Annotated in this window: 17 protein-coding genes and 1 pseudogene; 17 read left to right on the forward strand and 1 reads right to left on the reverse strand. The window is 61.7% G+C overall.

From position 1 onward, the window contains the following. Nucleotides 1–152 precede the first annotated feature (152 nt). The 16 genes from HMPREF1261_RS07350 to HMPREF1261_RS07425 all read left to right on the forward strand — a co-directional run bounded on the left by HMPREF1261_RS07350 (nt 153) and on the right by HMPREF1261_RS07425 (nt 18,196). Nucleotides 153–2,021: a penicillin-binding protein 2 gene (locus HMPREF1261_RS07350; RefSeq protein WP_023030485.1), complete on the forward strand. Its 1,869-nt coding sequence runs from the start codon at nt 153–155 to the stop codon at nt 2,019–2,021. Nucleotides 2,022–2,030: 9 nt separating this feature from the next. Further along, the gene (locus HMPREF1261_RS07355) at nt 2,031–3,566 is read left to right on the forward strand and encodes a UDP-N-acetylmuramoyl-L-alanyl-D-glutamate--2,6-diaminopimelate ligase (RefSeq protein ID WP_023030486.1); all 1,536 of its coding nucleotides are present in this window, start codon (nt 2,031–2,033) and stop codon (nt 3,564–3,566) included. 2 nt (nt 3,567–3,568) lie between these two features. Next, nucleotides 3,569–5,098, forward strand: a complete 1,530-nt coding sequence (gene murF / locus HMPREF1261_RS07360) for a UDP-N-acetylmuramoyl-tripeptide--D-alanyl-D-alanine ligase (protein ID WP_023030487.1) — start codon at nt 3,569–3,571, stop codon at nt 5,096–5,098. A 30-nt stretch (nt 5,099–5,128) separates the two neighbouring features. Beyond that, nucleotides 5,129–6,241: a phospho-N-acetylmuramoyl-pentapeptide-transferase gene (gene mraY / locus HMPREF1261_RS07365; RefSeq protein WP_023023075.1), complete on the forward strand. Its 1,113-nt coding sequence runs from the start codon at nt 5,129–5,131 to the stop codon at nt 6,239–6,241. Between the two features lie 39 nt (nt 6,242–6,280). After that, a complete protein-coding gene (gene murD, locus HMPREF1261_RS07370; protein ID WP_023030488.1) occupies nt 6,281–7,678 on the forward strand; it encodes a UDP-N-acetylmuramoyl-L-alanine--D-glutamate ligase in 1,398 nt (465 codons plus the stop codon). Between the two features lie 25 nt (nt 7,679–7,703). After that, nucleotides 7,704–9,104, forward strand: coding sequence for an FtsW/RodA/SpoVE family cell cycle protein (locus tag HMPREF1261_RS07375; protein ID WP_023030489.1), 1,401 nt, complete (start codon nt 7,704–7,706; stop codon nt 9,102–9,104). Between the two features lie 20 nt (nt 9,105–9,124). Further along, nucleotides 9,125–10,234, forward strand: a complete 1,110-nt coding sequence (gene murG, locus HMPREF1261_RS07380; protein ID WP_005278426.1) for an undecaprenyldiphospho-muramoylpentapeptide beta-N-acetylglucosaminyltransferase — start codon at nt 9,125–9,127, stop codon at nt 10,232–10,234. Beyond that, the gene (gene murC, locus HMPREF1261_RS07385; RefSeq protein ID WP_023030490.1) at nt 10,235–11,698 is read left to right on the forward strand and encodes a UDP-N-acetylmuramate--L-alanine ligase; all 1,464 of its coding nucleotides are present in this window, start codon (nt 10,235–10,237) and stop codon (nt 11,696–11,698) included. After that, nucleotides 11,698–12,369, forward strand: a complete 672-nt coding sequence (locus HMPREF1261_RS07390) for a cell division protein FtsQ/DivIB (protein ID WP_023030491.1) — start codon at nt 11,698–11,700, stop codon at nt 12,367–12,369. Before murC ends, HMPREF1261_RS07390 begins: the two co-directional genes overlap by 1 nt. A gap of 310 nt (nt 12,370–12,679) precedes the next feature. Continuing rightward, entirely contained in the window at nt 12,680–14,029 is a 1,350-nt protein-coding gene (gene ftsZ / locus HMPREF1261_RS07395; protein WP_023017237.1) for a cell division protein FtsZ, read from the forward strand. Nucleotides 14,030–14,053: 24 nt separating this feature from the next. After that, nucleotides 14,054–14,791, forward strand: coding sequence for a peptidoglycan editing factor PgeF (pgeF, locus tag HMPREF1261_RS07400; protein ID WP_023030492.1), 738 nt, complete (start codon nt 14,054–14,056; stop codon nt 14,789–14,791). Continuing rightward, nucleotides 14,784–15,482, forward strand: a complete 699-nt coding sequence (locus HMPREF1261_RS07405; RefSeq protein ID WP_023030493.1) for a YggS family pyridoxal phosphate-dependent enzyme — start codon at nt 14,784–14,786, stop codon at nt 15,480–15,482. The genes pgeF and HMPREF1261_RS07405 overlap by 8 nt, the downstream gene beginning before the upstream one ends. Before the next feature lie 103 nt (nt 15,483–15,585). Beyond that, nucleotides 15,586–16,059, forward strand: a complete 474-nt coding sequence (locus tag HMPREF1261_RS07410; protein WP_005283848.1) for a cell division protein SepF — start codon at nt 15,586–15,588, stop codon at nt 16,057–16,059. A gap of 94 nt (nt 16,060–16,153) precedes the next feature. Continuing rightward, nucleotides 16,154–16,444, forward strand: a complete 291-nt coding sequence (locus tag HMPREF1261_RS07415; RefSeq protein WP_005278444.1) for a YggT family protein — start codon at nt 16,154–16,156, stop codon at nt 16,442–16,444. Nucleotides 16,445–16,652: 208 nt separating this feature from the next. After that, nucleotides 16,653–17,849, forward strand: a complete 1,197-nt coding sequence (locus HMPREF1261_RS07420) for a DivIVA domain-containing protein (RefSeq protein ID WP_023030494.1) — start codon at nt 16,653–16,655, stop codon at nt 17,847–17,849. Between the two features lie 140 nt (nt 17,850–17,989). Further along, the gene (locus HMPREF1261_RS07425; protein WP_005278448.1) at nt 17,990–18,196 is read left to right on the forward strand and encodes a hypothetical protein; all 207 of its coding nucleotides are present in this window, start codon (nt 17,990–17,992) and stop codon (nt 18,194–18,196) included. Between the two features lie 354 nt (nt 18,197–18,550). Here HMPREF1261_RS07425 and HMPREF1261_RS07430 read toward each other — a convergent pair. Next, nucleotides 18,551–19,548, reverse strand: a pseudogene (locus tag HMPREF1261_RS07430) (HNH endonuclease signature motif containing protein). A gap of 285 nt (nt 19,549–19,833) precedes the next feature. On the opposite strand from HMPREF1261_RS07430, the gene ileS reads away from it, so the two are divergent. After that, nucleotides 19,834–22,998, forward strand: a complete 3,165-nt coding sequence (gene ileS, locus HMPREF1261_RS07435; RefSeq protein ID WP_023030497.1) for an isoleucine--tRNA ligase — start codon at nt 19,834–19,836, stop codon at nt 22,996–22,998. Nucleotides 22,999–23,124: the final 126 nt, after the last annotated feature.

Genomic DNA, 23,124 nt, shown 5'->3' on the forward strand with positions numbered 1-23,124 from the left:
ATCTTGTAGGGCACAATCGATACACGCAAGAACCTGTGGCGGCGAAGGGAAGGTGACTGAGCACCGTGACTGCACCGAATAATGGTGGCAACCGTGGGTACCGTCCGTGGCCTCGCCGCGCTGCTAGCTCTGTTGTGCCCCAAAAAGCGATCATGCGCCAGCGCCTGCGCATCATTTTGACCTGTGTTGTCGTCGCCACCGTCGCTTTGGGCGGGCGCCTTGCGTGGGTCCAATTAGTCTGGGGCCCGGACCTTGCGGCGAAGGCCGTCACCCAGCGCGAACGCGTCTATATTGACCCGGCCCGCAGGGGAGAGATCCTGGACCGGGATGGCCAGCGTTTGGCCTATACAATGAAGTCTCGTTCCTTGACTGTCTCTCCCACGCGCCTGCGCGATGAGCTCAAAGAGCAGGCGAAGATGGAAGCCACGTCCGAGGGGAAACTCGAGGGCATGGATGAGAGCAAGAAGGATGAGTACCTCACCAAACAAATGGAGGACAAACTCAAGGAGATGGCTGAGGGCATTCCGAAGATGATTGAGGATTCGGGTGCTTCTGCCTCCAAGGTCGATGCGAGCGATATTAAAAACAAGCTCAAGGCCGATACGCAGTACGAGGTCCTGGTCCGCAATGTGGACCCGGATGTCGCCGTAGAGATTTCCAATAAGTACCACGGTGTGGCGGCGGACCGGCAAGATATCCGCCAGTACCCAAACGGGGCGATTGCAGAAAACGTCGTGGGCAAGGTCTCTATGGATGGCCACGGCCAATTCGGCTTTGAGGCGGCCCGCGATACCGAATTAACCGGCATCGATGGGCAGTCCACGGAGGATGTCTCCACCGACGGGCAGGTTATCCCCGGCACCCTGCGCGATGTCGTGGATGCCGTCGATGGCCGCGATGTCACCCTCACCCTGGATTTGGATCTGCAGACCTACGTCCAGCAAAAGCTGGAAAAGGCCAAGGCCAATTCCCAGGCAGAGGGTGCCGAGGCCGTGGTGCTTGATGCCGCGACGGGCCAGGTGCTCGCTATGGCTAATACCGATACGGTGGATCCGAATAAGAATATCGAAGACCAGCTCAAGGAGGGCAAGGACTTCGAGAACCGCAGCATTTCCCACCCGTATGAGCCGGGTTCCGTGGCCAAGATAGTGACGGCGGCGGCAGCTCTGCAAGAGGGCATTACCACGCCGGATGAGGTGCACCAGGTTCCAGGCTCCATCGACATGGCTGGCGTGACCGTCAACGATGCCTGGCCTCACGGCACCGAGCCGTATACCACCACCGGCATCTTTGGTAAATCCTCCAACGTGGGCACCTTGATGATCGCGGATAAGCTTGGGCCCGAGAAGTATGCGGAGTACTTGAAGAAGTTCGGCTTGGGCGCGACCACGGGCGTTGAGTTGCCCAATGAATCCGCCGGTACCGTGCCAGATCAAGAGCAGTGGTCGGGTGGTACCTTTGCCAACCTGCCCATCGGCCAGGGCCAGGCGTGGACGACGCTGCAGATGGCGAGCGTGTACCAAGCATTGGCCAATGGCGGCGAGCGCATCGAACCGCGCATCATTGACGAGATCAAAGACCCTGACGGCGAGACGGAAAAGCTACCCGAGCCAAAAAAGACCCAGGTAGTGGACAAGGAAACCGCCAAGACTGCGGTGGATATGTTCCGCGCCGTCTTCCAAGATGATGATGCCGGCGTGCAAAACGGTACGGCTGCGAATGCCCAATTGGACGGCTACCAGCTCTCCGGCAAGACCGGCACCGCCCAAAAGGTGGACCCGAATTCCGGGGCGTATTCTAATTCCGCCTACTGGATCACCTTTGCGGGCATTGCGCCTGCCGATGACCCACGATTCGTCGTCGCAGTCATGCTCGATGAGCCTAAGTCCGGCGTGGAAGACAATGGCGGCGGCGGCCAGTCCGCGGCGCCTATCTTCCGGGATATCTCTTCCTGGCTGCTCAATCGCGATAATATTCCCACCTCGAAACCAGCGCCGCGGATGACCCTGCGGGAACAATAGGAGCTTGAAATGTCTGTTTCCTTAGAAAAACTTGCGCAGCTTTCGCACGGACGCGTCATCGGTGATGGCACCGTAGAGGTCAGCGCGTGCGGCTTAGATTCCGCGAGCCTTCCCGAAGGCGCGTTATTTGCGGCCCTTCCCGGCACGCGGGTGCACGGCGCGCAGTTCGCCGGGGATACCAAGGCGGGCGCGGTGCTTACCGATGCCCCCGGTCTCGACCACCTCCGCCAAGCTAACGAAACCCGCCCGATCATCGTGGTAGACGATATCCGCGTCGTCCTAGGCCCGATTGCGGCAGAAATTTATGGACACCCCACCCGCGATCTCACGGTCTTGGGGATTACCGGAACCTCCGGCAAGACCACGACTAGCTACCTCCTCGAAGCCGGTCTATTGCAGGCCGGCCACTCCGTGGGCCTAATCGGCACCACCGGTACCCGCATCAATCGCACGCCGGTGCCCACCTCTTTGACCACGCCGGAAGCGCCACGGCTGCAAGAGCTTTTCGCTCGCATGAGGGATGAGGGCGTGACCCACGTGGTCATGGAGGTCTCCTCCCACGCTTTGGAGCTCGGCCGCGTGCGCGGAACCAACTTTGCCGTGGCTGGCTTCAGCAACCTTAGCCAGGACCACTTGGATTTCCATCCCACGATGGAGGAGTACTTTTCGGCCAAGTCCCGGCTATTTCTGGGAGAGCAGGCCGCCGAGCGCGCGGTCATCTGCGTTGATGATGAGTGGGGCGAGCGCCTCCGCGGAATGATAGAAGACGCCGGTTCCCCGGTAACGACGGTGGCAACGCGTACAGGCGATGCCACGATCTCCGCCCGGCAGACGGCTACCGAGGCGACCGGTGCGCAGGAGGTTGACCTCAACCTAGACGGCACCGACTATTCCTTCCGGCTGCCGCTGCCCGGCGAATTCAATATCGCCAATGCCGCGCTCGCCCTAGGGATGTCTACTGCGGTGGGCGAAGACCCACAGGTCTTTTTGACCGGCGTGGAAAACGTCGCCGTTCCGGGGCGTATGGAAAGGATCGACCGCGGGCAGGACTTTGTGGCCGTGGTGGATTATGCCCACAAGCCCGCGGCCATCGCTGCGGTGCTCGATACCCTACGCTTGCAATTGGAGGGCACTTCCGGTCGCGTCGGCGTCGTCGTGGGCGCCGGCGGTGACCGCGATAGCACCAAGCGCCCGATTATGGGAGAGGCTGCGGCCACCCGGGCGGATCTTACGGTGGTGACCGATGATAATCCGCGCACCGAGGACCCAGCCGCAATCCGCGCGGCGGTCATTGAAGGCGCTCGCCGGGCTGCGCCGGATGCCGATATTCGGGAGCAGGGCTCGCGCGCACGCGCCATCGATGAAGTGGTGGATTGGGCGCAGCCGGGCGATGCCATCATCGTCGTCGGCAAGGGCCATGAGGTAGGCCAGCTCGTGGGCGAGCGCACCCTGCACTTTGATGACCGAGAGGAAATGGCGCGCGCCATTGAGGAAAAGCTGGCGGGAACGGCGCATCGCGATACTCTTAGGGATACGAAGGAGTAGTAATGATTCCACTTTCTATTGGAGATATCGCCGCGATAACCGGCGGTAGCCTGGATAGCGTTGATGATCCCGATGAGCGCGTGACCGGCTTCGTGGAGTTTGATTCGCGCAAGGTCACCAGCGGCAGCTTGTTCGTAGCCCTACCCGGTGCCCGCGTCGATGGCCATGATTTTGCCGAAAAAGCCATAGAGCAGGGCGCCGTAGCCGTGCTGGCCGCTCGGCCGGTGGGGGTACCGGCGATCATCGTCAAGCCCCAAGGCCGCGTGACCGGTAACGCCGCCAATGCCGATATTTATGCCAACGATGAGGATGGCTCCGCCGCCGCTGTGATTGGGGCATTATCCGATCTCGCGCGCGAGGTGACCTCCCGCCTCGCCGCGGAACAGGGCCTGGATATCGTCGGCGTTACCGGCTCCGCGGGCAAGACCTCCACCAAGGATTTGCTGGCTACCATCTTCCGCGCCGAGGGCGAAACCGTCGCCCCACCCGGCTCCTTCAATAACGAGGTGGGCCTTCCCTATACCGCCCTGCGCTGCGATGAGCACACGCGCTTCCTCGTGGCGGAGATGTCCGCGCGCGGCATCGGCCATATTCGCCACCTGACTGAGATCACGGCCCCGACGGTGGGCGTGGTGCTCAACGTGGGCACCGCGCACCTGGGTGAGTTTGGCTCCCGCGAGAATATCGCCCAGGCCAAGGGCGAGCTCATTGAGGCCCTGCCCGCCGCGGCAGACGGCGGGGTAGCGGTCCTGAATGCGGACGATCCCTTCGTGGCTTCTATGGCGCCGCGCACACAGGCCAAGGTGGTCTATTATTCCGCCAATCGCCCACAAGCCGCGGATGCGCAGTACTACGCAACAGACATCGAGCTTGATGATGTCGCCCGCCCGTCCTTTACCTTCCACGCCCCCGGCGTCGCGCCGATGGAGATTAAGCTGCAGGTCTTTGGCAAGCACCAGGTCTCTAATGCCCTGGCCGCGGCCGCTGCGGCCATCGAATCGGGCGTGGAACCCGCCGTTGCCGCGCGGGCGCTCAGCGGACACCAGACGAGCTCGGCGCACCGCATGGACGTGCGCACCCGCCGCGATGGTGTCACCGTCATCGATGACTCCTATAATGCTAACCCGGATTCGATGCACGCGGCGATTGCCGCCTTGGCCTATACCTCCGCGGCTCGTCCCGATGCCCGCTCCATCGCGGTGCTGGGAGAGATGGGCGAGCTCGGCGGCGAAGCCGTCGAAGCCCACCGCATCTTAGGCTCGGTCCTCTCTAAGTACCACGTGGATTACCTCGTCGCGGTAGGAGAGGGAGCGCATACCGTAGCCATGGTGGAGGCCGCGCACGCACACGGCATCCAGACCGAACTCTGCCCCGATATTGAGGCCGCGACGGCGGCCGTAGAAAATATCCTCCGGGTCGCCCCTGCCGGGGTGGAGGACTGGTCCGCGCGCACGGCCAAGGACGTCGTCCTCGTGAAATCTTCGAATGCCCAGCGCCTGTGGCGCGTGGCAGAACAGCTCAATCGCCGTTAGTCCCTATCTCAAGGAGAAAGATCTCTAGCAATGACTCAGATCATTATCGCGGGCGTCGTTAGTTTCCTCGTCGCGATTTTTACCACCCCAGTTTTGGTTCGGTATTTTTCTGGCGTCGGAAAAGGCCAAGAAATCCGCGAAGACGGCCCGCAGCTCCACCTGCGCAAGCGGGGCACCCCGACGATGGGCGGTCTGGCGATCTTGCTGGCCATCACGGTGGCCTACCTCATCGTGGGAATCTATGCCCGCGCAACCGGCAACGGTGGATTTAGCCCCTCGGGGTTATTGGTCTACTTCTTGACCATGGGACTCGGCGGCCTGGGTTTTGCCGATGACTTCATCAAGCTGTTCAAAAAGCGCAACCTCGGCCTCAATAAAACCGCCAAGCTGGTAGGCCAGCTGGCCATCGCGCTCATCTTCGGCATCCTCGCCCTACAATTCCCGGATGCCAATGGGCTAACCCCTGCCTCGACCAACCTGTCCTTCGTCCGCGACTTCGATACCTTCGATATCGCCGTCGGCGGCGCCGTTATTGGCACCATCATTTTCTTGGTCTTTTTGTACCTGCTCATCGCCGCGTGGTCGAATGCGGTCAACCTGACCGATGGGCTGGACGGCCTAGCCGCCGGTACTACCGCCATGGTGATGGGGGCCTATACGCTCATTAGCTTCTGGCAGTTCCGCAACTCGTGCTCGATTTCCCCGGCCGCCGGCTGCTACGAGGTCCGCGATCCTCTTGACCTCGCGGTTCTCGCAGCCGCGGGCCTGGGTGGCTGCCTCGGCTTCCTGTGGTGGAATGCCGCACCGGCGAAGATCTTCATGGGCGATACCGGATCTCTCGCGCTCGGCGGCCTCGTCGCCGGCCTTTCTGTGACCACCCGCACCGAGCTGCTGATGATTGTCATCGGCGCCATCTTCGTCATTGAAACGGTCTCCGTGGTCATCCAGATCGTGGTCTTCCGCACGACGGGCAAGCGCTTTTTCCGCATGGCGCCCATCCACCACCACTTTGAAAATGGCGGCTGGGCAGAGACTGCGGTTGTCACGCGTTTCTGGCTGTTAAGCGCGATGGCCGCGATGGCGGGCATCTGCATCTTCTACGGCGATTGGCTCTCTGCAGTCAGCTTTGGAAACCTGCAATAAAGTTTTGGCACTAGATACTTAAGGATTGAGGCACTCATCATGGCTGAGCTACCACCTTTTCTGCGCGGGCGCGTCCTCGTCGCAGGAGCCGGCGTCTCTGGCCGCGGGTGCGTGGCGATGCTCGCGCGCCTCGGCGTGGATACCACCGTCGCAGATTCCAATGCCGCTGCCCTAGCGGCCCTGGCGGAAGAGTTTGGCGTGGCCACGGTATCGACCGGCGCCCCGGCACCGGGCGACTATGACCTGGTGGTGACCTCGCCGGGGTGGCGTCCCGATTCTGAACTCTTAGATTCTTTCCAGGCCGCCGGCGTGGAGGTCATTGGCGATGTCGAGCTGGCCTATCGCCTCGACCGCGCCGAGGTCTTCGGCCCACCTCGCACTTGGCTGGTTGTCACCGGCACGAACGGCAAGACCACCACCACGGGAATGCTGACCAAAATCATGCAGGCCGATACCGCTCGCAGCGGGCTGCGCGCGCAAGCCGTGGGCAATATAGGCGTCTCGCTTTTTGATGCCCTGACCGCCACCCCGCGGGTCGACGTGCTGTGCGCCGAGCTCTCGTCCTTCCAATTGCACTGGTCCAGCGAGCTGCGCCCCGATGTCGGCGTACTGCTCAACGTGGCCGAAGACCACCTAGATTGGCACGGTTCCTTTGACGCCTATGCCCTCGCCAAGGCCAAGGCCCTCCATGGCACGCGCGCCGTGGTGGGCAAGGACGATGCCGCGGCGGGTCGCTACGCCGAGGAAATCGACGGCGTGTATGGCTTTACCGCCGGCGAGCCAGCAGCCGGTGAGGTCGGCGTGAGCGCCGGGCGCTTGGTCTCCAGGCTGGACGGCGAGGACGCCATAGATCTTGCCTCCGCCGAGGGCATCGAGCCGGCGGGCCTTGCGGGTGTCCTCGACGCGGCGGCGGCCGCGAGCGTGGCCCGCTTGGCAGGCGCTAGCCCCGCCGCCATCCAGGAAGGCCTAGCAGCTTACGCGGTGGCCGGTCACCGCGGCGCAGTGGTGCACGAGCACGGCGGGGTGGCCTATATCGATAACTCCAAGGCCACCAACCCGCACGCGGCCGATGCCGCCCTAGAAGGCTTCGATTCGGTGGTCTGGGTCGCCGGCGGCCAGCTCAAGGGCGCGGATGTAGATGAGCTCATCGCTACCCACGCCGCGCGGTTGAAGGCGGCGGTGCTGGTGGGCATCGACAAGAGCATCATCGCCGAAGCCCTGGCCCGCCGCGCCCCGCAAACCCCGGTTGAGCTCATCGAGGATACCGATCCGCAGGCGGCAATGAATGCTGCCGTGGGCGCTGCCGCGCAACACGCCGAGGCTGGCGATACCGTCCTCTTGGCGCCGGCTGCGGCATCGTTGGATATGTACACCGGAATGGCCCAACGCGGCGACCTTTTTGCCGCGGCGGCGCGGGATATTGCCCGCGCGCATTAGACCTTTTTCAAAATTAGGAGACTTCATGACGGCCACCTCCCCGCAGCGCCCCCGCGCAAAGAGCACGCGCGAGCGGATTAATGACGTGCGCGAACAAGCCCGCCAGCATCCCGGCCTGGATTATCTGCTTTTGCGCCTGATTATCTTCTCGCTCATTGGCATCGGCGTGGTCATGGTCTTTTCCTCGTCCATGGCCACATCCCTGACAGAAGATGGCGGCGTGTGGAACCAGGCGCTGCGCCAAACCGCCATGGTCATCATCGGCTTGGGCGCGTTTTGGCTCGGCCTCAAAGTTTCCCCGCATACGCTGCGCAAATTTATCCCGTGGCTATTGGCCCTTTCCATTCTGCTGCTCATCGCGGTGCTCATCCCTGGCATCGGTACCGGCCGCGAGGAGGTGGGCTCCCAGTCGTGGATCTACATTGGCCCGATTTCCCTGCAGCCCTCGGAGCTGGCACGCATCACGGTGGGAATGTTCGGTGCCTCGGTGCTCGCGGATAAGGAACACCATTCCCTCAAGCTCTCGGACCCGTTCATGATGTACTCGCTCATCGCGGGCCTCATGTTCCTGCTCATCGTGGGGCAGGGCGACTTGGGCATGGCCTTGTCCTTTGCCCTCGTGGTGGTCTTCACGCTCTTTTTCGCCGGCGTCAACAGGCGCGTGCCCATCATCATCGGCATCTTGTGTGCGCTGGGCCTGGTCGCCGTCTTCCTCATCGGCGGCTTCCGCTCCCACCGTTTCCACACCTATTTCGATGCCCTCTTTGGCAATATCTCCGATACCCAGGGCACGGGTTTCCAGTCTTACCAGGGCTTTCTCTCGCTTGCCGATGGCGGCTTCTGGGGCGTTGGCCTCGGCCAATCCCGCGCCAAGTGGTTCTACCTGCCAGAAGCCAAGAATGACTTCATCTTCGCCATCGTGGGCGAGGAGCTCGGCCTGTGGGGCGGCGCGCTGGTGATCATCCTTTTCGCAGCCTTGGGCTACGTGGGCCTGCGCACCGCCACCCGCGCGCAGAACCAGTATCAATCCCTGCTGGCTGCCACGCTAACCATCGGCGTGGTGACCCAGGCGTTTATTAATATCGCCTATGTCGTCGGCTTGCTGCCGGTGACCGGTATTCAGCTGCCGATGATTTCCGCGGGTGGTACGGCCGCGATTATTACGATCGGCTCGATGGGCATCTTGTGCAACGTGGCCCGCCACGAGCCGATGCAGATTTCTGCCATGCAGAACTTCGGGCGCCCGCTATTTGATCGCCTCTTTTTCATCGGCGAGCCGGAGCCGCCGGCGGCGAAGAAGAAATCGCGGGGCCGTCACTCCCAGCCGCAGGGTCCCCGTCCGCGGGTGCGCGACGAGCGCTACGGCCGGCCGGTGACCGGAAGCGGGCGGAGGTATCCGCGCGCCGAGCACCGCCCGAGGCGGTAGGCGCTGGTAGCCTTTAGGCTATGAATTCCACGCCAATTTCCGTCGTCCTTGCAGGTGGCGGCACTGCAGGACATATTGAGCCCGCCCTTGCCGTCGGTGAAGCTTTGCGCGAGCGCTACGGCGCCCGGATTACGGCATTAGGGACCGAAAAGGGGCTGGAAAGCGATATTATTCCCGCCCGCGGCGTGGACCTGCGCCTGATTACCCCCGTGCCGATTCCCCGCAAGGTGAGCACCAACCTGGCCAAGCTCCCCGTCAAGCTTGCGCGGTCCGTCCGCCAGGCGCGCAAGGTCTTAAAGGACGTCGAGGCCGATGTCGTCTTTGGTACCGGTGGTTATGTCTCCGGGCCGGCCTATATCGCTGCAAAGACCTTAGGCATTCCCTTCTATGTCCTCGAGACCAACGCCCTGGCAGGCATGGCCAATAAGCTGGGCGTCAAGCTCGGCGGCATTGGCCTTAATGCCCACGCCAATTCGGGCATGGAGGGCGAGGTCATCGGCATCCCGGTGCGCCCCAGCCTGGCCGCGTCTGCCGCGGATAAGGACGGGAATACCGCCGCGGATGCCCGCACGAAGTGGGACTTGGCGCAGTTGCCCACCATCCTCATTACCGGCGGTTCCCAGGGTGCGGCCAGCATCAATGGCGCCGTGGCGGGCGCAGCAGAGGACCTCACCAAGGACTTCCAGCTGCTGCACGCCTATGGCAAGAAAAACGATCCGCCTAAGCCGCACCCGAACTACGCCGCATTGCCGTACATCGATGACATGGCCGGTGCGCTCGCTGCGGCGGACCTTGTGGTGTGCCGTTCGGGCGCGATGACGGTGGCAGAGGTCTCTGCCGCGGGCCTTCCCGCCATCTACGTCCCGCTGCCACACGGCAATGGCGAGCAAGCGCTGAACTCGCGCGAATTGGTAGAAGCCGGCGCTGCGGTGCAGATTGCCGATGCCGAATTGGGCGCCGATCGCCTCATCGAAGAGGTCCGCGCCATCCTCGATGATCCAGAGCGCCTGAAATCCATGACGCAGGCCGCCGCCCAGTCTAAGGCGGGGGATGCGGCGAATATCATCGCTGACCGCATCGCCACCCGCGTGCAGGACGCAGAACTGCAGGCAGGAAAGAAGGATAAGTAAATGACCGATCCCGCACAGTACGATCTCAGCCGCGTCCACCTCATCGGCATTGGTGGTTCCGGCATGTCGGGTCTTGCCCGCATCCTCGCCGCCCGCGGCGCCGTCGTGACCGGCTCCGATGTGAAGGACTCCACCCCGGTGGAGGTATTGCGCTCGATGGGCGCCAAGGTAGCCATCGGCCACGCTGCGGACAACCTCAAGCTTTCTGGCGAGCTGCCCACCACCGTCGTGACCTCCTTCGCGGCGATTCCGCAGGATAACCCGGAGCTCGTCGCAGCGCGGGACAATAATATCCCGCTCATTCGCCGCTCGGATCTGCTCGCCGCGCTGATGGAGGGCCACACCCAGGTGCTGTTGGCGGGCACGCACGGCAAGACCTCGACAACCTCGATGGCCGTCAGCGCCATGCAGCACGCGGGGCTGGATCCCTCCTTTGCCATCGGCGGCCAGCTCAACCGCGCCGGCACCAACGCGCACGGCGGCACCGGCGAGGCCTTCGTTGCCGAGGCCGATGAGTCCGATGCCTCGCTCTTGCGCTATAGCCCCGATATCGCCGTCATCACCAACGCGGAGCCGGACCACCTCGATTACTTCCACTCCGCGGACGCCTACTTCAAGGTCTTTGCGGACTTCGCGGACCTGGTCACCCCGGATACGGGCTACCTCGTCGTCTGCGCGGAGGACGAGCACGCGGCCGAGATCGGTGAGCAGGCACTTAGCCGCGGCATCAACGTCATCGGCTATGGCGGCGCGGAGAAAGCCCGCACCACCTCCGTTCCGCTTGCCGCGACGCTGACCGCGGAGGAAACCACCGCCGCTGGCATGGCGTGTACCGTGCAGCTGTCCCTGCCCGGCGTGGAGGAATCCGTGAGCTACCAGCTGCAGATTCCCGGCCACCACATGGTGCTTAACTCCATGGCGGCGCTTATCGCCGGCGTGTTATCGGGTGGCGAGCCCAGCACCATCGCGGAGGGGCTTGCGGATTTCAGCGGCGTGCGCCGTCGCTTTGAGTACCGGGGCAGCGTGGATTGGCAGGGCGGCAGCGTCCGCGTCTTCGACGATTATGCCCACCATCCCACCGAGGTCGCCGCGGTGCTGCGGGCCGCGCGTGCCAAGGTCGCGGCCGAGGGCAATGGCGGGCGCGTCATCGCCTGCTTCCAACCGCACTTGTACTCGCGCACCATGGAATTCGACGCCGAGTTCGCGCAGGCGCTTGCGCTTGCCGATGCCGCCGTTGTACTCGACATCTACGGTGCCCGCGAGCAACCCGTGGAAGGCATTACCTCCCGCATTATCACCAATAAGATGCCGGAGGAGATGGAGGTTATCTTCGAGCCAGACTTTTCCGCAGCGGCCAAGGACGTGGTCTCCATCGCACAGCCGGGCGATATCGTCTTGACCATCGGCGCCGGTTCCATCACCCTCGTTGCCGCGGAAATCCTCGATGAATTGCGGGCCCACTAGTGCGGGTGTCGAAGAAGCTCATTTTCAGCATCATCGGCGGCCTGCTCGCCCTCGTGCTGGTGGTGGGCGCCGCGGTATGGGCGTTGCCCATTTTCAAGGTGAAAAACTTTGAGGTGGAGGGCGTCCACCAGCTCGATGCAGCCCAGGTTCAGGAGGCCGCGGGCGTGCCCGAAGGCGAAAACCTCTTGCGGGTGGATGCACACGAGGCCGCCAGTGGCGTAGCCAACTTGGACTGGGCGGATTCGGTGACGGTCTCGCGCGACCTGCCATCGACCTTGACCATCTCCGTCACGGAGCATAAGCCCGTCGCCTTCGTGAAGCGAGACGACACCACCTACCTCATCGATGACAAGGGCGAGGAATTTACTTCCGCAGAGCCGCCTGAAGGTGCGGTAGAACTTACCGGGGACATCGACAGTGGCTCCTCCGAGGCCCAAGACGCGGTGGCTGCCATTGCCGCACTTTCCGATGACGTGCGCCACCAAGTCGCCACCCTCGAGGTCACCGATTCCTATTCTCTGCAGTTCACTACCAAGGATGATCGCCGCATTTTCTGGGGTGCGAGCGATAAAAATAACGATGATAAGGCCCGCGCCTTCGCCACCGTGCTGAAGATGGAGGGCCGAGAATGGAATATTTCTAACCCCGAATTGGTCACTACCCGCGGATAGGGTAAATACCTCGGTGGAGGCCTCGATAGACCCGAAAATTTCCCTGCCGCGCCGCGCCCGAAGCGTATGCGCTGCAGGGTCTTTTATTTTCTCTTTTAGGTGGTGTCAATGGTGCGGAAGTGGCGGACAAAACCGCAGGCCAGCAACCCTAAAGTGGTACTTGAGAGTCCCGACACGCGTAAAATGAGCATGAAAATTACAGGTGTGTCGTTAAAGATGGAGGGGAACGCGATTCACGCTCGTGAAGCGCATACAATCCTCGTTTAATGCACGTGCAGACTTAAAGTAGCGAAAGGTGAGACCTGCTCACATGATCTCTTCCAACAACAATCTCGCGGATATCAAGGTCGTCGGCGTCGGCGGCGGCGGCGTCAACGCCGTGAACCGCATGATCGAAGAAGGCCTGAAGGGCGTCCAATTCGTCGCCATCAACACCGACTCCCAGGCGCTGATTTTCTCCGATGCCGATACCAAGCTCGACATCGGCCGCGAGGCCACCCGCGGATTGGGTGCCGGCGCCAACCCTGAGGTGGGCAAGACCTCTGCGGAAGACCACAAGTCCGAAATCGAGGATGCCCTGCAGGGCTCCGATATGGTCTTCGTTACCGCCGGAGAGGGTGGCGGCACTGGTACAGGTGCCGCCCCCGTTGTGGCTTCCATTGCGAAGAAGATGGGCGCGCTGACCGTGGGCGTTGTCACCCGCCCCTTCAAGTTCGAGGGCGCGCGCCGTACCCGCCAGGCCATGGCCGGCATCGAGGAGCTGCGCGAGGTCTGCGATACCCTCATCGTTATTCCAAATGACCGCCTGATGCAGCTCGGTGGGGAAGAGCTTTCCATCGTGGAAGCCTTCCGCGCGGCCGATGAGGTTCTGCACAATGGTGTCCAGGGGATTACCAACCTGATCACCATCCCGGGCATGATCAACGTCGACTTTGCGGACGTTCGCTCCGTCATGTCTGATGCCGGCTCCGCGCTGATGGGCATCGGCTCCGCACGGGGCGATAACCGCGCCATGACCGCCGCCGAGCAGGCCATCAACTCACCGCTATTGGAATCCACGATGGAAGGCGCCAAAGGTGTGCTGCTATCCATCGCCGGCGGCTCCGACCTGGGCCTGCACGAGGTCAACTCCGCGGCCTCCATGGTCGAAGAGCGTGCCGACGAAGACGTCAACCTCATCTTCGGCACCATCATCGATGACACCTTGGGCGATGAAATCCGCATCACTATCATCGCTACCGGTTTCGACGCCGAGGCCAATGCCGCCCAGGCCGCATCCGCCCAGCGCGCCCCCGAGCAGCGCAAGCCCGGCTCCCTCTTTGATAACCGTGACCGCGAGTCCGGCAACTCCGCCACCCCCGCACCTGCCCAGCCCGCCGCCGATGACTACGCACCGCGCCACTCCTATGAGCCGCGCGCCGGTCAGGGTGGCGTGGAGGACCGCCGCGCTGATGAGCGCCGCGTAGACGATCGCCGCTACGACGACCGCCGTGTGGAAGAACGCCGCCCCGAGGAGCGCCGCACCGAATCCACCGGCCTGTTTACCAACTCCGATCGCTTCCGCGAGGAGCGCCGCGAAGACTACCGCCTGTCCCGGCCAAGCCAGCGCCGCGATGACGATGGCGACGACGATCTCGATGTGCCGTCCTTCATGCGCTAAGCACAAACCGCTACGCTGGTGTGCATGCCAGTAAACGAGGAACATCGCACCAGCCGCCCCGTCCGTATGGTTTTTACTAGCCGTGCAGGCGGGGCGTCTGCATATCCCTATGAGTCTTTCAATCTTGGCGGCCACGTCGGCGACGAGCCAGCCAACGTCGCGGCCAACCGCGAGCGCCTCTTGCGCGTGACCGGGCTCGAGAACATCGTATGGATGGAACAGCTCCACACCAATACGGTCACCATTATCGACGGCCCGCACGAGTCACCGGTTCCAGCCACGGATGCGGTGGTGACCACGCAACGCCGGCTTGGCCTTGGCGTCCTCGTCGCCGATTGCACTCCCGTGCTGCTTGTCGATGTCCCCGCCGGCGTCATCGCCGCCGCCCACGCCGGCCGGCTCGGTGCCCGCAACGGCATCGTGGTCAATACCGTGCGCGAGATGCAGAAACTTGGCGCTCAGCCGGAGCGAATCCAGGTGGTCATGGGACCCGCCGCATCCGGGAAAAACTACGAGGTGCCAGAAGAAATGGCCAACGATGTCGAACGGCGCCTTCCCGGCTCGAAGTGTAGGACCGCGAAAGGGACGTGGGGCATCGACGTGCGCGCTGGGCTTATCCGCCAATTGATGGGCCTGGGCATTACCAATATCGATTCGGATCCGCGCTGCACCATTGAGGACACGGATTTCTTTTCTTATCGCCGCGAAGGAACCACCGGCCGCCAGGCCGGTGTGATTTGGTTGGAGGCTAATCATGAGTAACCGGAAACAAGAACTGGCAGATAATCTTGCCGCAACGAAGGAACACATCAGCGCCATTGCCGCCGAGCACGACCGCCCATCACCGCAGCTATTGGTCGTGACCAAGTTTCACCCCGCAGAGGATATCGCCCTTCTAGCGGAGCTCGGGGTGGAAGATGTAGCGGAAAACCGCGAGCAAGAAGCCCGGGCAAAGGCGCAGAAACTAGACCAGCTGCGCTTTCACATGATTGGCCAGATTCAAACCAAGAAGGCCAACCACGTCGCGCGGTGGGCCGCCAGCGTGCATTCGGTGGATTCGGTGAAACTGGCCAACGCGCTTGACCGCGGCGTGAGCCTGGCCAAAGAACGCGGCCAGCGAGAGTCCAACCTCCCGATATTCATTCAGGTTTCTGCCGATGGCGATACCTCCCGCGGTGGAGTAGTCCGCGAGGAGCGGGATGAGGTCATCGAGGCTGTCGAAGCGGCGGAGCACCTAGAATTCGCCGGGCTCATGGTGGTTCCTCCCCTCGATGCCGATGCGCAGGAGATATTTTCTACGGTGCGCGCAGACGTGGATCGCCTGTCCGAGCGCCTCGGCCGGCAGCTTAAACTATCGGCCGGGATGAGCGCGGATATGGATGCGGCGATTGCCGCGGGCACGGATATTGTGCGTGTCGGAACCAGCATCATGGGAAAGCGCCCAGTAGGTTAAAAATATCGCAAAAGCGCATTTCACAGCGTAAATCACATGAGTCACATCATTCACATTTGCGCGCTTGAACTTGAACAAATTCAGGTCAGAGGGAGACCCAAAAATGTCATTCATTGATAGGACGAAGAATTTCTTCGGGCTTGGTCCGATGGATTTCGAAGAAGACGACGCCTACTACAACGACGAGCCGCGCTACGCGGGCAACGGAGCTGCCACTTCTGCGGCCTACGCCCCGCGCCGCGCCCCGCAGGCTTACGAGCCGGCCCCAGCGCCAGCGCCCGTCGAGGAAAAGTTCGTTCCGACTATCGTGGCAATCTCCCTGACCTCGTTCAACGACGCCGCCAAGGTGGGCGAGCCCTTCCGCGACGGCGATGCAGTGGTCTTTGAGCTTACCGACGCCGAGCGCGGCACCGCCAAGCGCTTCATCGACTTCGCCGCAGGCCTCTGCTTCGGCCTGGAAGGCCGCATGCTCAACCTGTCGAAGGGCATGGACACCCAGCGCAAGGTATTCGCCGTCGTGCCTAAGTCCGCCGATATTGCCAAGCCTGAACTAGAGCGCGCCGCCGGTCTGCGCTAGGTTCGCGGGCTAGGTACAACGACGCACATCCCATTAACCCCCGTACGGTGCGCAATGCGCACGTGCGGGGGACTATTCGATAGGCTGAGTAATCGTGACTGAAATTGGAATTATTCTCATCTTCTTGGTGAGGGTTTATACATGGGTATTGATCGCCCGGATTATTATCGAGATGATCCAATCCTTCTCGCGGCAATTCAACCCGCCGCGCTGGTTTATGATCATCGCTGAGCCCCTTTTCGCCATCACGGATCCGCCGGTCAAGGCGCTGCGCCGGGTCATTCCTCCGCTGCAGATGGGCGGAATCGCGCTGGATGTTTCCGTCCTAGTGCTGTTTTTCATCCTGTCGTTCCTGACGCTTTTTCTGCAGGTAATTTTCTTGTAGGACGACCCCGCATCACTCCGTAACCTGTGGTAGACATTGAGAGTCAGCGTTACGTCCATTATTGTGGACTTTCGGTTACAATAAAATGCGATAATCCGTATCATGAACCACATATAACTTTGTGGGGAAGGTTTAGATAAACTGGAACCGCAGCTCCTAAGGCCCTGGAACCTCCGGGGTTCTATCAACTCGAAGGGGAAGACAAGTCATGCCACTGTCACCAGCTGATGTACACAACGTCGCGTTCAGCAAGCCGCCAATTGGCAAGCGTGGCTACAACGAGGATGAGGTAGATCAGTTCCTCGACCTCGTTGAGGACGCCCTTGCCCAACTGCAGGATGAGAACGAAGACCTGCAGGCGCAGGTGAGCGATCTTAGCTCCGGCGCCAAGGCCGGCGGAGCAGGGGCTGGTGCCGCAGCCGCCGCAACCTCTGGCGCAGATGAAGAAGCTCTGCGCAAGGAGATTGAGGCCAAGCTGCGTGCTGAGTATGAAACCAAGTTGGCAGATTCCAAGTCCGAGGTTTCTCGCGCTAAGGAAGAAACCAAGAAGGCTCAGGAGCAGGTAAAGGCCGCCCAGGCCGAGGCCGCAAAGGCCAAGGAAAGCGGTGCCGATGCCACCGCAGCTGGCGCCACCGCCGCCGCTAATACCGCTGAGCTCAAGGCCGCTCGCGATGAGGCCGCGAAGGCCAAGAAGGAAGCCGAGGAGGCTCGCGCAGAGGCTAAGCAGACCAAGGAGAAGTTGGAGTCTTCCCAGCGCGAGAACGAGAGCCTGAAGAAGTCCGCTTCCGCCGCTGGTTCCTCCAACTCGGCTGCCTCCAGCGCCGCAGCGGCCGCTGCCGGTGCTGGTGCGGCACAGGGCGCAGATGGCTTGGCTACCCCGGATACGCACATGCAGGCAGCCCGCGTTCTGGGCTTGGCCCAGGAGATGGCGGACCGCCTGACCTCTGAGGCTCGCGCAGAGTCTGAGTCCATGCTGTCTGAGGCCCGCACGGCGGCAGAAAAGCAGCTTTCCGATGCCGACTCCCGTTCCAAGGCACAGCTTGCCGAGGCGCAGAAGAAGTACGACGCTCAGGTGCAGGATGCAGAAGCCCGCTCCAAGAAGCTGGTTTCTGAGGCAGAGTCCAAGGCTCAGCAGACCGAGTCCGATGCTTCCTCTCGCGCCGAGGCCCAGATTCGTCAGGCAGAGGAGAAGGCCGCATCGCTGCAGGCCGATGCCGAGAAGAAGCACACCGAGGTCATGAACACGGTCAAGCAGCAGCAGACCGCCCTGGAGGCGCGCATCTCCGAGCTGCGCACCTTCGAGCGTGAGTACCGCACCCGCTTGAAGACCCTCCTCGAGTCCCAGCTGGAAGAGCTCGAGACCCGCGGAACCGCCGCACCAAACGGCGATGCCGGCAAGAACTAAGTAGCCGGTTGGCAGTAACTAAGTCAAAATAGTTACCCGTAGCGCCCACGACTCTAGGGGAGTGGGCGCTATTGTGGTTTTATCCACCTCGCTATGATTGTTCCCATAGCTACTTTTAACCCCCTCTGAGAGGAACTGACATGCTCGTTGCTGCCCTCGTCCTTGCCCTTGTGGCCTTCGTGGCTTTGGTGATGTATGTCTTAAACACCGCCGATTGGGCGTTGTACCTCGTTTTTATTGCAGCGGGCTCCGGTATCGTGTTGTTTATTATCGATTGGGCGCGCAAGTACCGTGCGGATAATAACGCCCTTGAAGAAGACCTGTCTCAGGGCTGGAAGCAGAACTAGGCCCAGCGCCGTCCAGGATCGCTCAGCCCCGGTCAGACTGGGTCAGGTAGGGTCAGGCTGGTCTAGATTCGGCCACGTTCGGTCAGAAGTATTAGCTTCCGCCATTGCGGCATGCGAAAGTAGGCGCACGGCGGCGCCTTGTCTAACCGGTGGGGTCCAACGCCAGTGCCAGCCGCACTAACCGCGCCATCCCAACTGCACGCACCGCCCGTAATCAGCCGCACCATCTGCGGTTTACCGGGTCGCGGTTTCCTCAGTTTCTTCGGATCCCTCAGATTCCCCGTCCGGGTTGTGAATCCCGTTCCTGCGGCGGTCCCTTCCGCAGATCCGCCACGAACCCCGTATAATAATTATCTAATCTGGGGGCTCCCACCGGATAGTTCCATTCCGGCGGACGAGGTGCCCGCGCAGCGGCGGGGCATTGGGATCATCGTCGTTGACCCCGTTGTGGTAGGCGCAGGCTGTGGATAAGTTACCTATGTTGGTCAATCCACCGTGCAACCACGGCTCCAAATGATGAATCTGACATTCGTCAGCGGGCTTATTGCACCGTGGCCACGGACAGATTGGGTTTTCTGCAGCGGCCATCAGGCGTTGTTTCGCATTGGCAAAGCGCTCCGTGCGGTACAGGTTCACCGCTCCCTCATAGGGACTAATAAGCGTAATCAACCCGCGATCCTTAAGCGCGCGCTCGAGGTACTCGGCGCCGGTAAGCGTAGCGCCATTGGTCATTTGGAGCTGGATTTCCTCGCCATCGCCGTTGATGATGCGCACGTAGTCATCCAGGCTGACCAGGACATTGGTCATCACCGTGGTCTTCACGGCGGTACCGCCGCCGAAAAGGTCTGTTCCACCGCCTCGAGCGGCTCCTTGCTGCTCTCTTGTAGCGCGGCATGAAGGTCTGCAATAAGCGTGGAGCGCGCATCGATGGCCAGGGTCCACGGCGCATTCTTGCGGCGAATGATGCGCACCCCAGGCTTAACCTTCTTCTTTTTCGCAGGTAGCTTAGGTTTTGCCAGTTTTTCTAGGTCCGCCGTGCCGGCGTTGGTAGTGCAGAGCTGCTCGCGGAGAAGCCAGGCATCGAAAAGCGTGGGCATCTTGCGGGCATACTTTTCGATGATGGACAACGCCACGATGGAATGACCATTGCGCCGGGCACCGTCCATGGCTCGCCGGCGTCGGCCGGTGAATTTGGTGTTTCCGCAATAAGCCTCTTTGAGCAGGATAAGCTCCCGCGCCGTGTGCTCCGGCGCGCCATGCGCCCGCAGATCGTCCTCAGACAGGCCAGCGCACCCGGCGACGATATCCATCCCCGGGGCCATAGCTGCTAAGTAATTCTCGAGCGCGGTCATGCTTCATAATCTATGGCCGCGCGCAACCGCGTACAACAGGAAAATTTCTACCTGTGGATAACTTTTGTGCACAGCGTTCGTGTGGCGTTATACTGGCGGGCACATGCGATGATCCGGCCATCACCGGGGGAGCAATTCAGAAGAACGGCCATAAGGCTCAGTAGAACTGAACGGGTGGGACCGTTATCTCCTTCACCGAAACGAAGCGGAGCTTTTAGCTCAAGCAGGGTGGTACCGCGAGCCATTGGCCCGTCCCTGCATCAAGTTATAGCGTGAAGGAAGATAATGGTGAAAAAGATTTACCCCAAGGTCGATATGACCGGCGGCTCGAGCCGTTTCCCGGATATGGAAGAAGAAGTCCAGAAGTACTGGAAGCAGGACGATACGTTCCAGGCTTCTTTGGAAAAGACCAAGGACTGCCCCGAATACATCTTTTATGATGGCCCTCCCTTTGCCAATGGCCTGCCGCACTACGGCCACCTGCTGACCGGTTATGTCAAGGATATCGTGCCGCGTTACCGCACGATGGCCGGAAATTACGTCCCCCGCGTCTTCGGCTGGGATACCCACGGCCTGCCAGCGGAGCTGGAGGCGGAAAAACAGCTCGGGATCACCGATAAAGCCCAGATCGAGGACATGGGCCTGGATAAGTTCAACGAGTACTGCGCTAAGTCGGTGCTGGAATACACCGATGAGTGGGAAGATTACGTCAACCGCCAGGCCCGCTGGGTGGACTTTGATAATGGCTACAAGACCATGGATATCAACTTCATGGAATCGGTCATGTGGGCCTTCAAGGAGCTGTATGACAAGGGCCTAATCTACAAGGGCTTCCGCGTGCTGCCGTATTCCTGGGCGGAGCATACCTCCTTGTCCAACCAGGAAACGCGCTTGGATGATTCCTATAAGATGCGCCAGGATCCCACCTTGACGGTGACCTTCCCGGTCGCGGGCGCTCGCGAGGGCACCGCGGCGGAGAAGACACTGGCGGATTACCCCGCGCTTGCCGATGCCTCCTTCCTCGCCTGGACCACCACCCCCTGGACCCTGCCGTCCAACGAGGCGCTGGCGGTTCACCCGGAGGTCTCTTACGCACTATTTAAGGCCACCGACGGCGAATTCGCCGGCCGCACGTTCATCATGGCCGAAAACCTGCTGGGCACCCTGGAAAAGGAGCTGGGTGAGGCGGAGGTGCTGGACACCTTCACCGGCGCGCAGCTCGAGGGCTTTAAGTACGAGCCGATCTTCGGCTTCTTTCCAGACCTGCGCAATGCTTATCAGGTGCTGTTGGCGGACTACGTCACCACCGAAGACGGTACGGGTGTTGTCCACCAGGCACCCGCCTTTGGTGAAGACGATATGAATACCACCAACGAGTACGACATCGAGTTGGTGGTCCCAGTGGATGAGGACGGCAAGTTCACCTCCCAGGTCCCGCCGTACGAGGGCCAGCTGGTCTTCGATGCGAATAAGTCCATCATCAAGGACCTCAAGGCCGCTGGGCGAGTGGTGCGCCACGTCACCATCGAGCACTCCTACCCGCACTCTTGGCGCTCGGGCGAGCCGCTTATCTACATGGCTCTGCCCGCATGGTTCGTAAAGGTCACCGAATTCCGCGATCGCATGGTGGAGCTTAACCACAACGAGATCGAGTGGCTGCCGGAGCACATCCGCGATGGCCAATTTGGTAAGTGGCTGGAAGGCGCCCGTGACTGGAATATCTCCCGCACCCGCTACTGGGGCGCGCCCATCCCGGTGTGGATGTCCGATAATGACGAGTACCCGCGCATGGACGTCTACGGCTCTTTGGACGAGCTGGAGAGGGACTTCGGCAAGCGCCCGGAGTCGCTGCACCGCCCGCACATCGATGAGCTGACCCGCCCGAACCCGGATGATCCCACCGGCAAGTCCACCATGCGCCGCGTGCCGGACGTGCTGGACTGCTGGTTCGAATCCGGCTCCATGCCGTTTGCGCAAAAGCACTACCCGTTTGAAAACAAGGAGTGGTTTGAAACCCACTCGCCGGCGGACTTCATCGTGGAGTACTCCGGGCAAACCCGCGGCTGGTTCTACCTGCTGCACGTGCTGTCTACCGCGCTCTTTGATCGCCCGGCATTCAAGAAGGTCGTGGCCCACGGCATCGTCTTGGGCAATGACGGGCTCAAGATGTCCAAGTCCAAGGGCAACTACCCGGACGTCAACGAGGTCTTTGACCGCGATGGTTCCGATGCCATGCGCTGGTTCCTGATGTCCTCGCCCATCCTGCGCGGCGGCAACCTCATCGTCACCGAGCAGGGCATCCGCGAGGGCGTGCGCCAGGCGCTGCTTCCCATCTGGAATGCGTATACCTTCCTGCAGCTCTACGCCGAGCAGGAAGCTAAGTTCGATACGAGCTCCACGCACGTGCTCGACCGCTACATCCTGGCCAAGACCCACGATCTTGTGGCCAACGTCGATGCCGCGCTGGCGGGGACCGATATCGCCACCGCTACCGAAGAGGTTCGCCTTTTCGCCGATGTGCTGACCAACTGGTACGTCCGCCGCTCCCGCGATCGCTTCTGGGGCGGCGAGGATGCCAACCCGGAGGCCTTCAATACCCTCTACACCGTGCTGGAGACCACCACGCGCGTGGTGGCCCCGCTGCTGCCGCACGTCGCCGAGGTCATCTACCGCGGCCTGACCGGTGAGCGCTCCGTCCACCTGGCGGACTTCCCGAAGGCCGAGGACTACCCCGCGGATGCGGACCTGGTTTCTGCCATGGACGCCACTCGCGCGGTGGCATCGGCTGCATCCTCGGTGCGCAAGGCTAATAAGCTGCGCAACCGCCTGCCGTTGCCAAAGCTCACCGTGGCCTTCGCGGGCTCGCAGAGCCTGGCGGACTTCGCGGACATCATTCGCGACGAGGTCAACGTCAAAGAGGTTGAGCTTACTGATGATGTCGATTCCGTCGGCACCTTCCAGGTGGTTTGCAACGCCAAGGTTGCTGGCCCGCGCTTGGGCAAAGATGTCCAGCGCGCCATCAAGAACCTCAAGGCGGGCAACTACGAGCGCCGCGGCGATGAGGTCGTGGTAGACGGCGACATCGTCTTGAGCCCTGAGGAATACACCGAGCGTTTGCAGGCTGCGAACCCGGATTCCACGGCCCGCATCGAGGGCCTAGATGGCCTCGTCGTCCTAGACACCGAGGTCACCGAAGAACTCGAGGCCGAAGGGTGGGCCGCCGACGTCATCCGCGGCCTGCAGGATGCCCGCAAGAACTCCGGCTTCGACGTATCTGACCGCATCTCCGTGGTTCTTGCCGTGCCCGAAGACAAGAAGGAGTGGGCGCAGCGCCACGCTGACACCATCGCAGGCGAGGTACTGGCTACGGAGTTCTCTGTGGTCACCGAACCGCTTGCGGGTGCCCACGATATCCTCACCGGAGTCACCGCCACCGTAGCGCAGAACTAAGAGCGTAAAGCTCCACTCCGAAGCGGCCCGGCCGGATGCTTTCTACAGCGTTCGACCGGGCCGCTTTGTGCACTTGCGAATCAGTGCGTCCAATAGGCGGGGAACGAATACAAAACACGGGAGATG

It is taken from the genome of Corynebacterium sp. KPL1818 (assembly GCF_000478135.1).
Taxonomy (GTDB): domain Bacteria; phylum Actinomycetota; class Actinomycetes; order Mycobacteriales; family Mycobacteriaceae; genus Corynebacterium; species Corynebacterium accolens.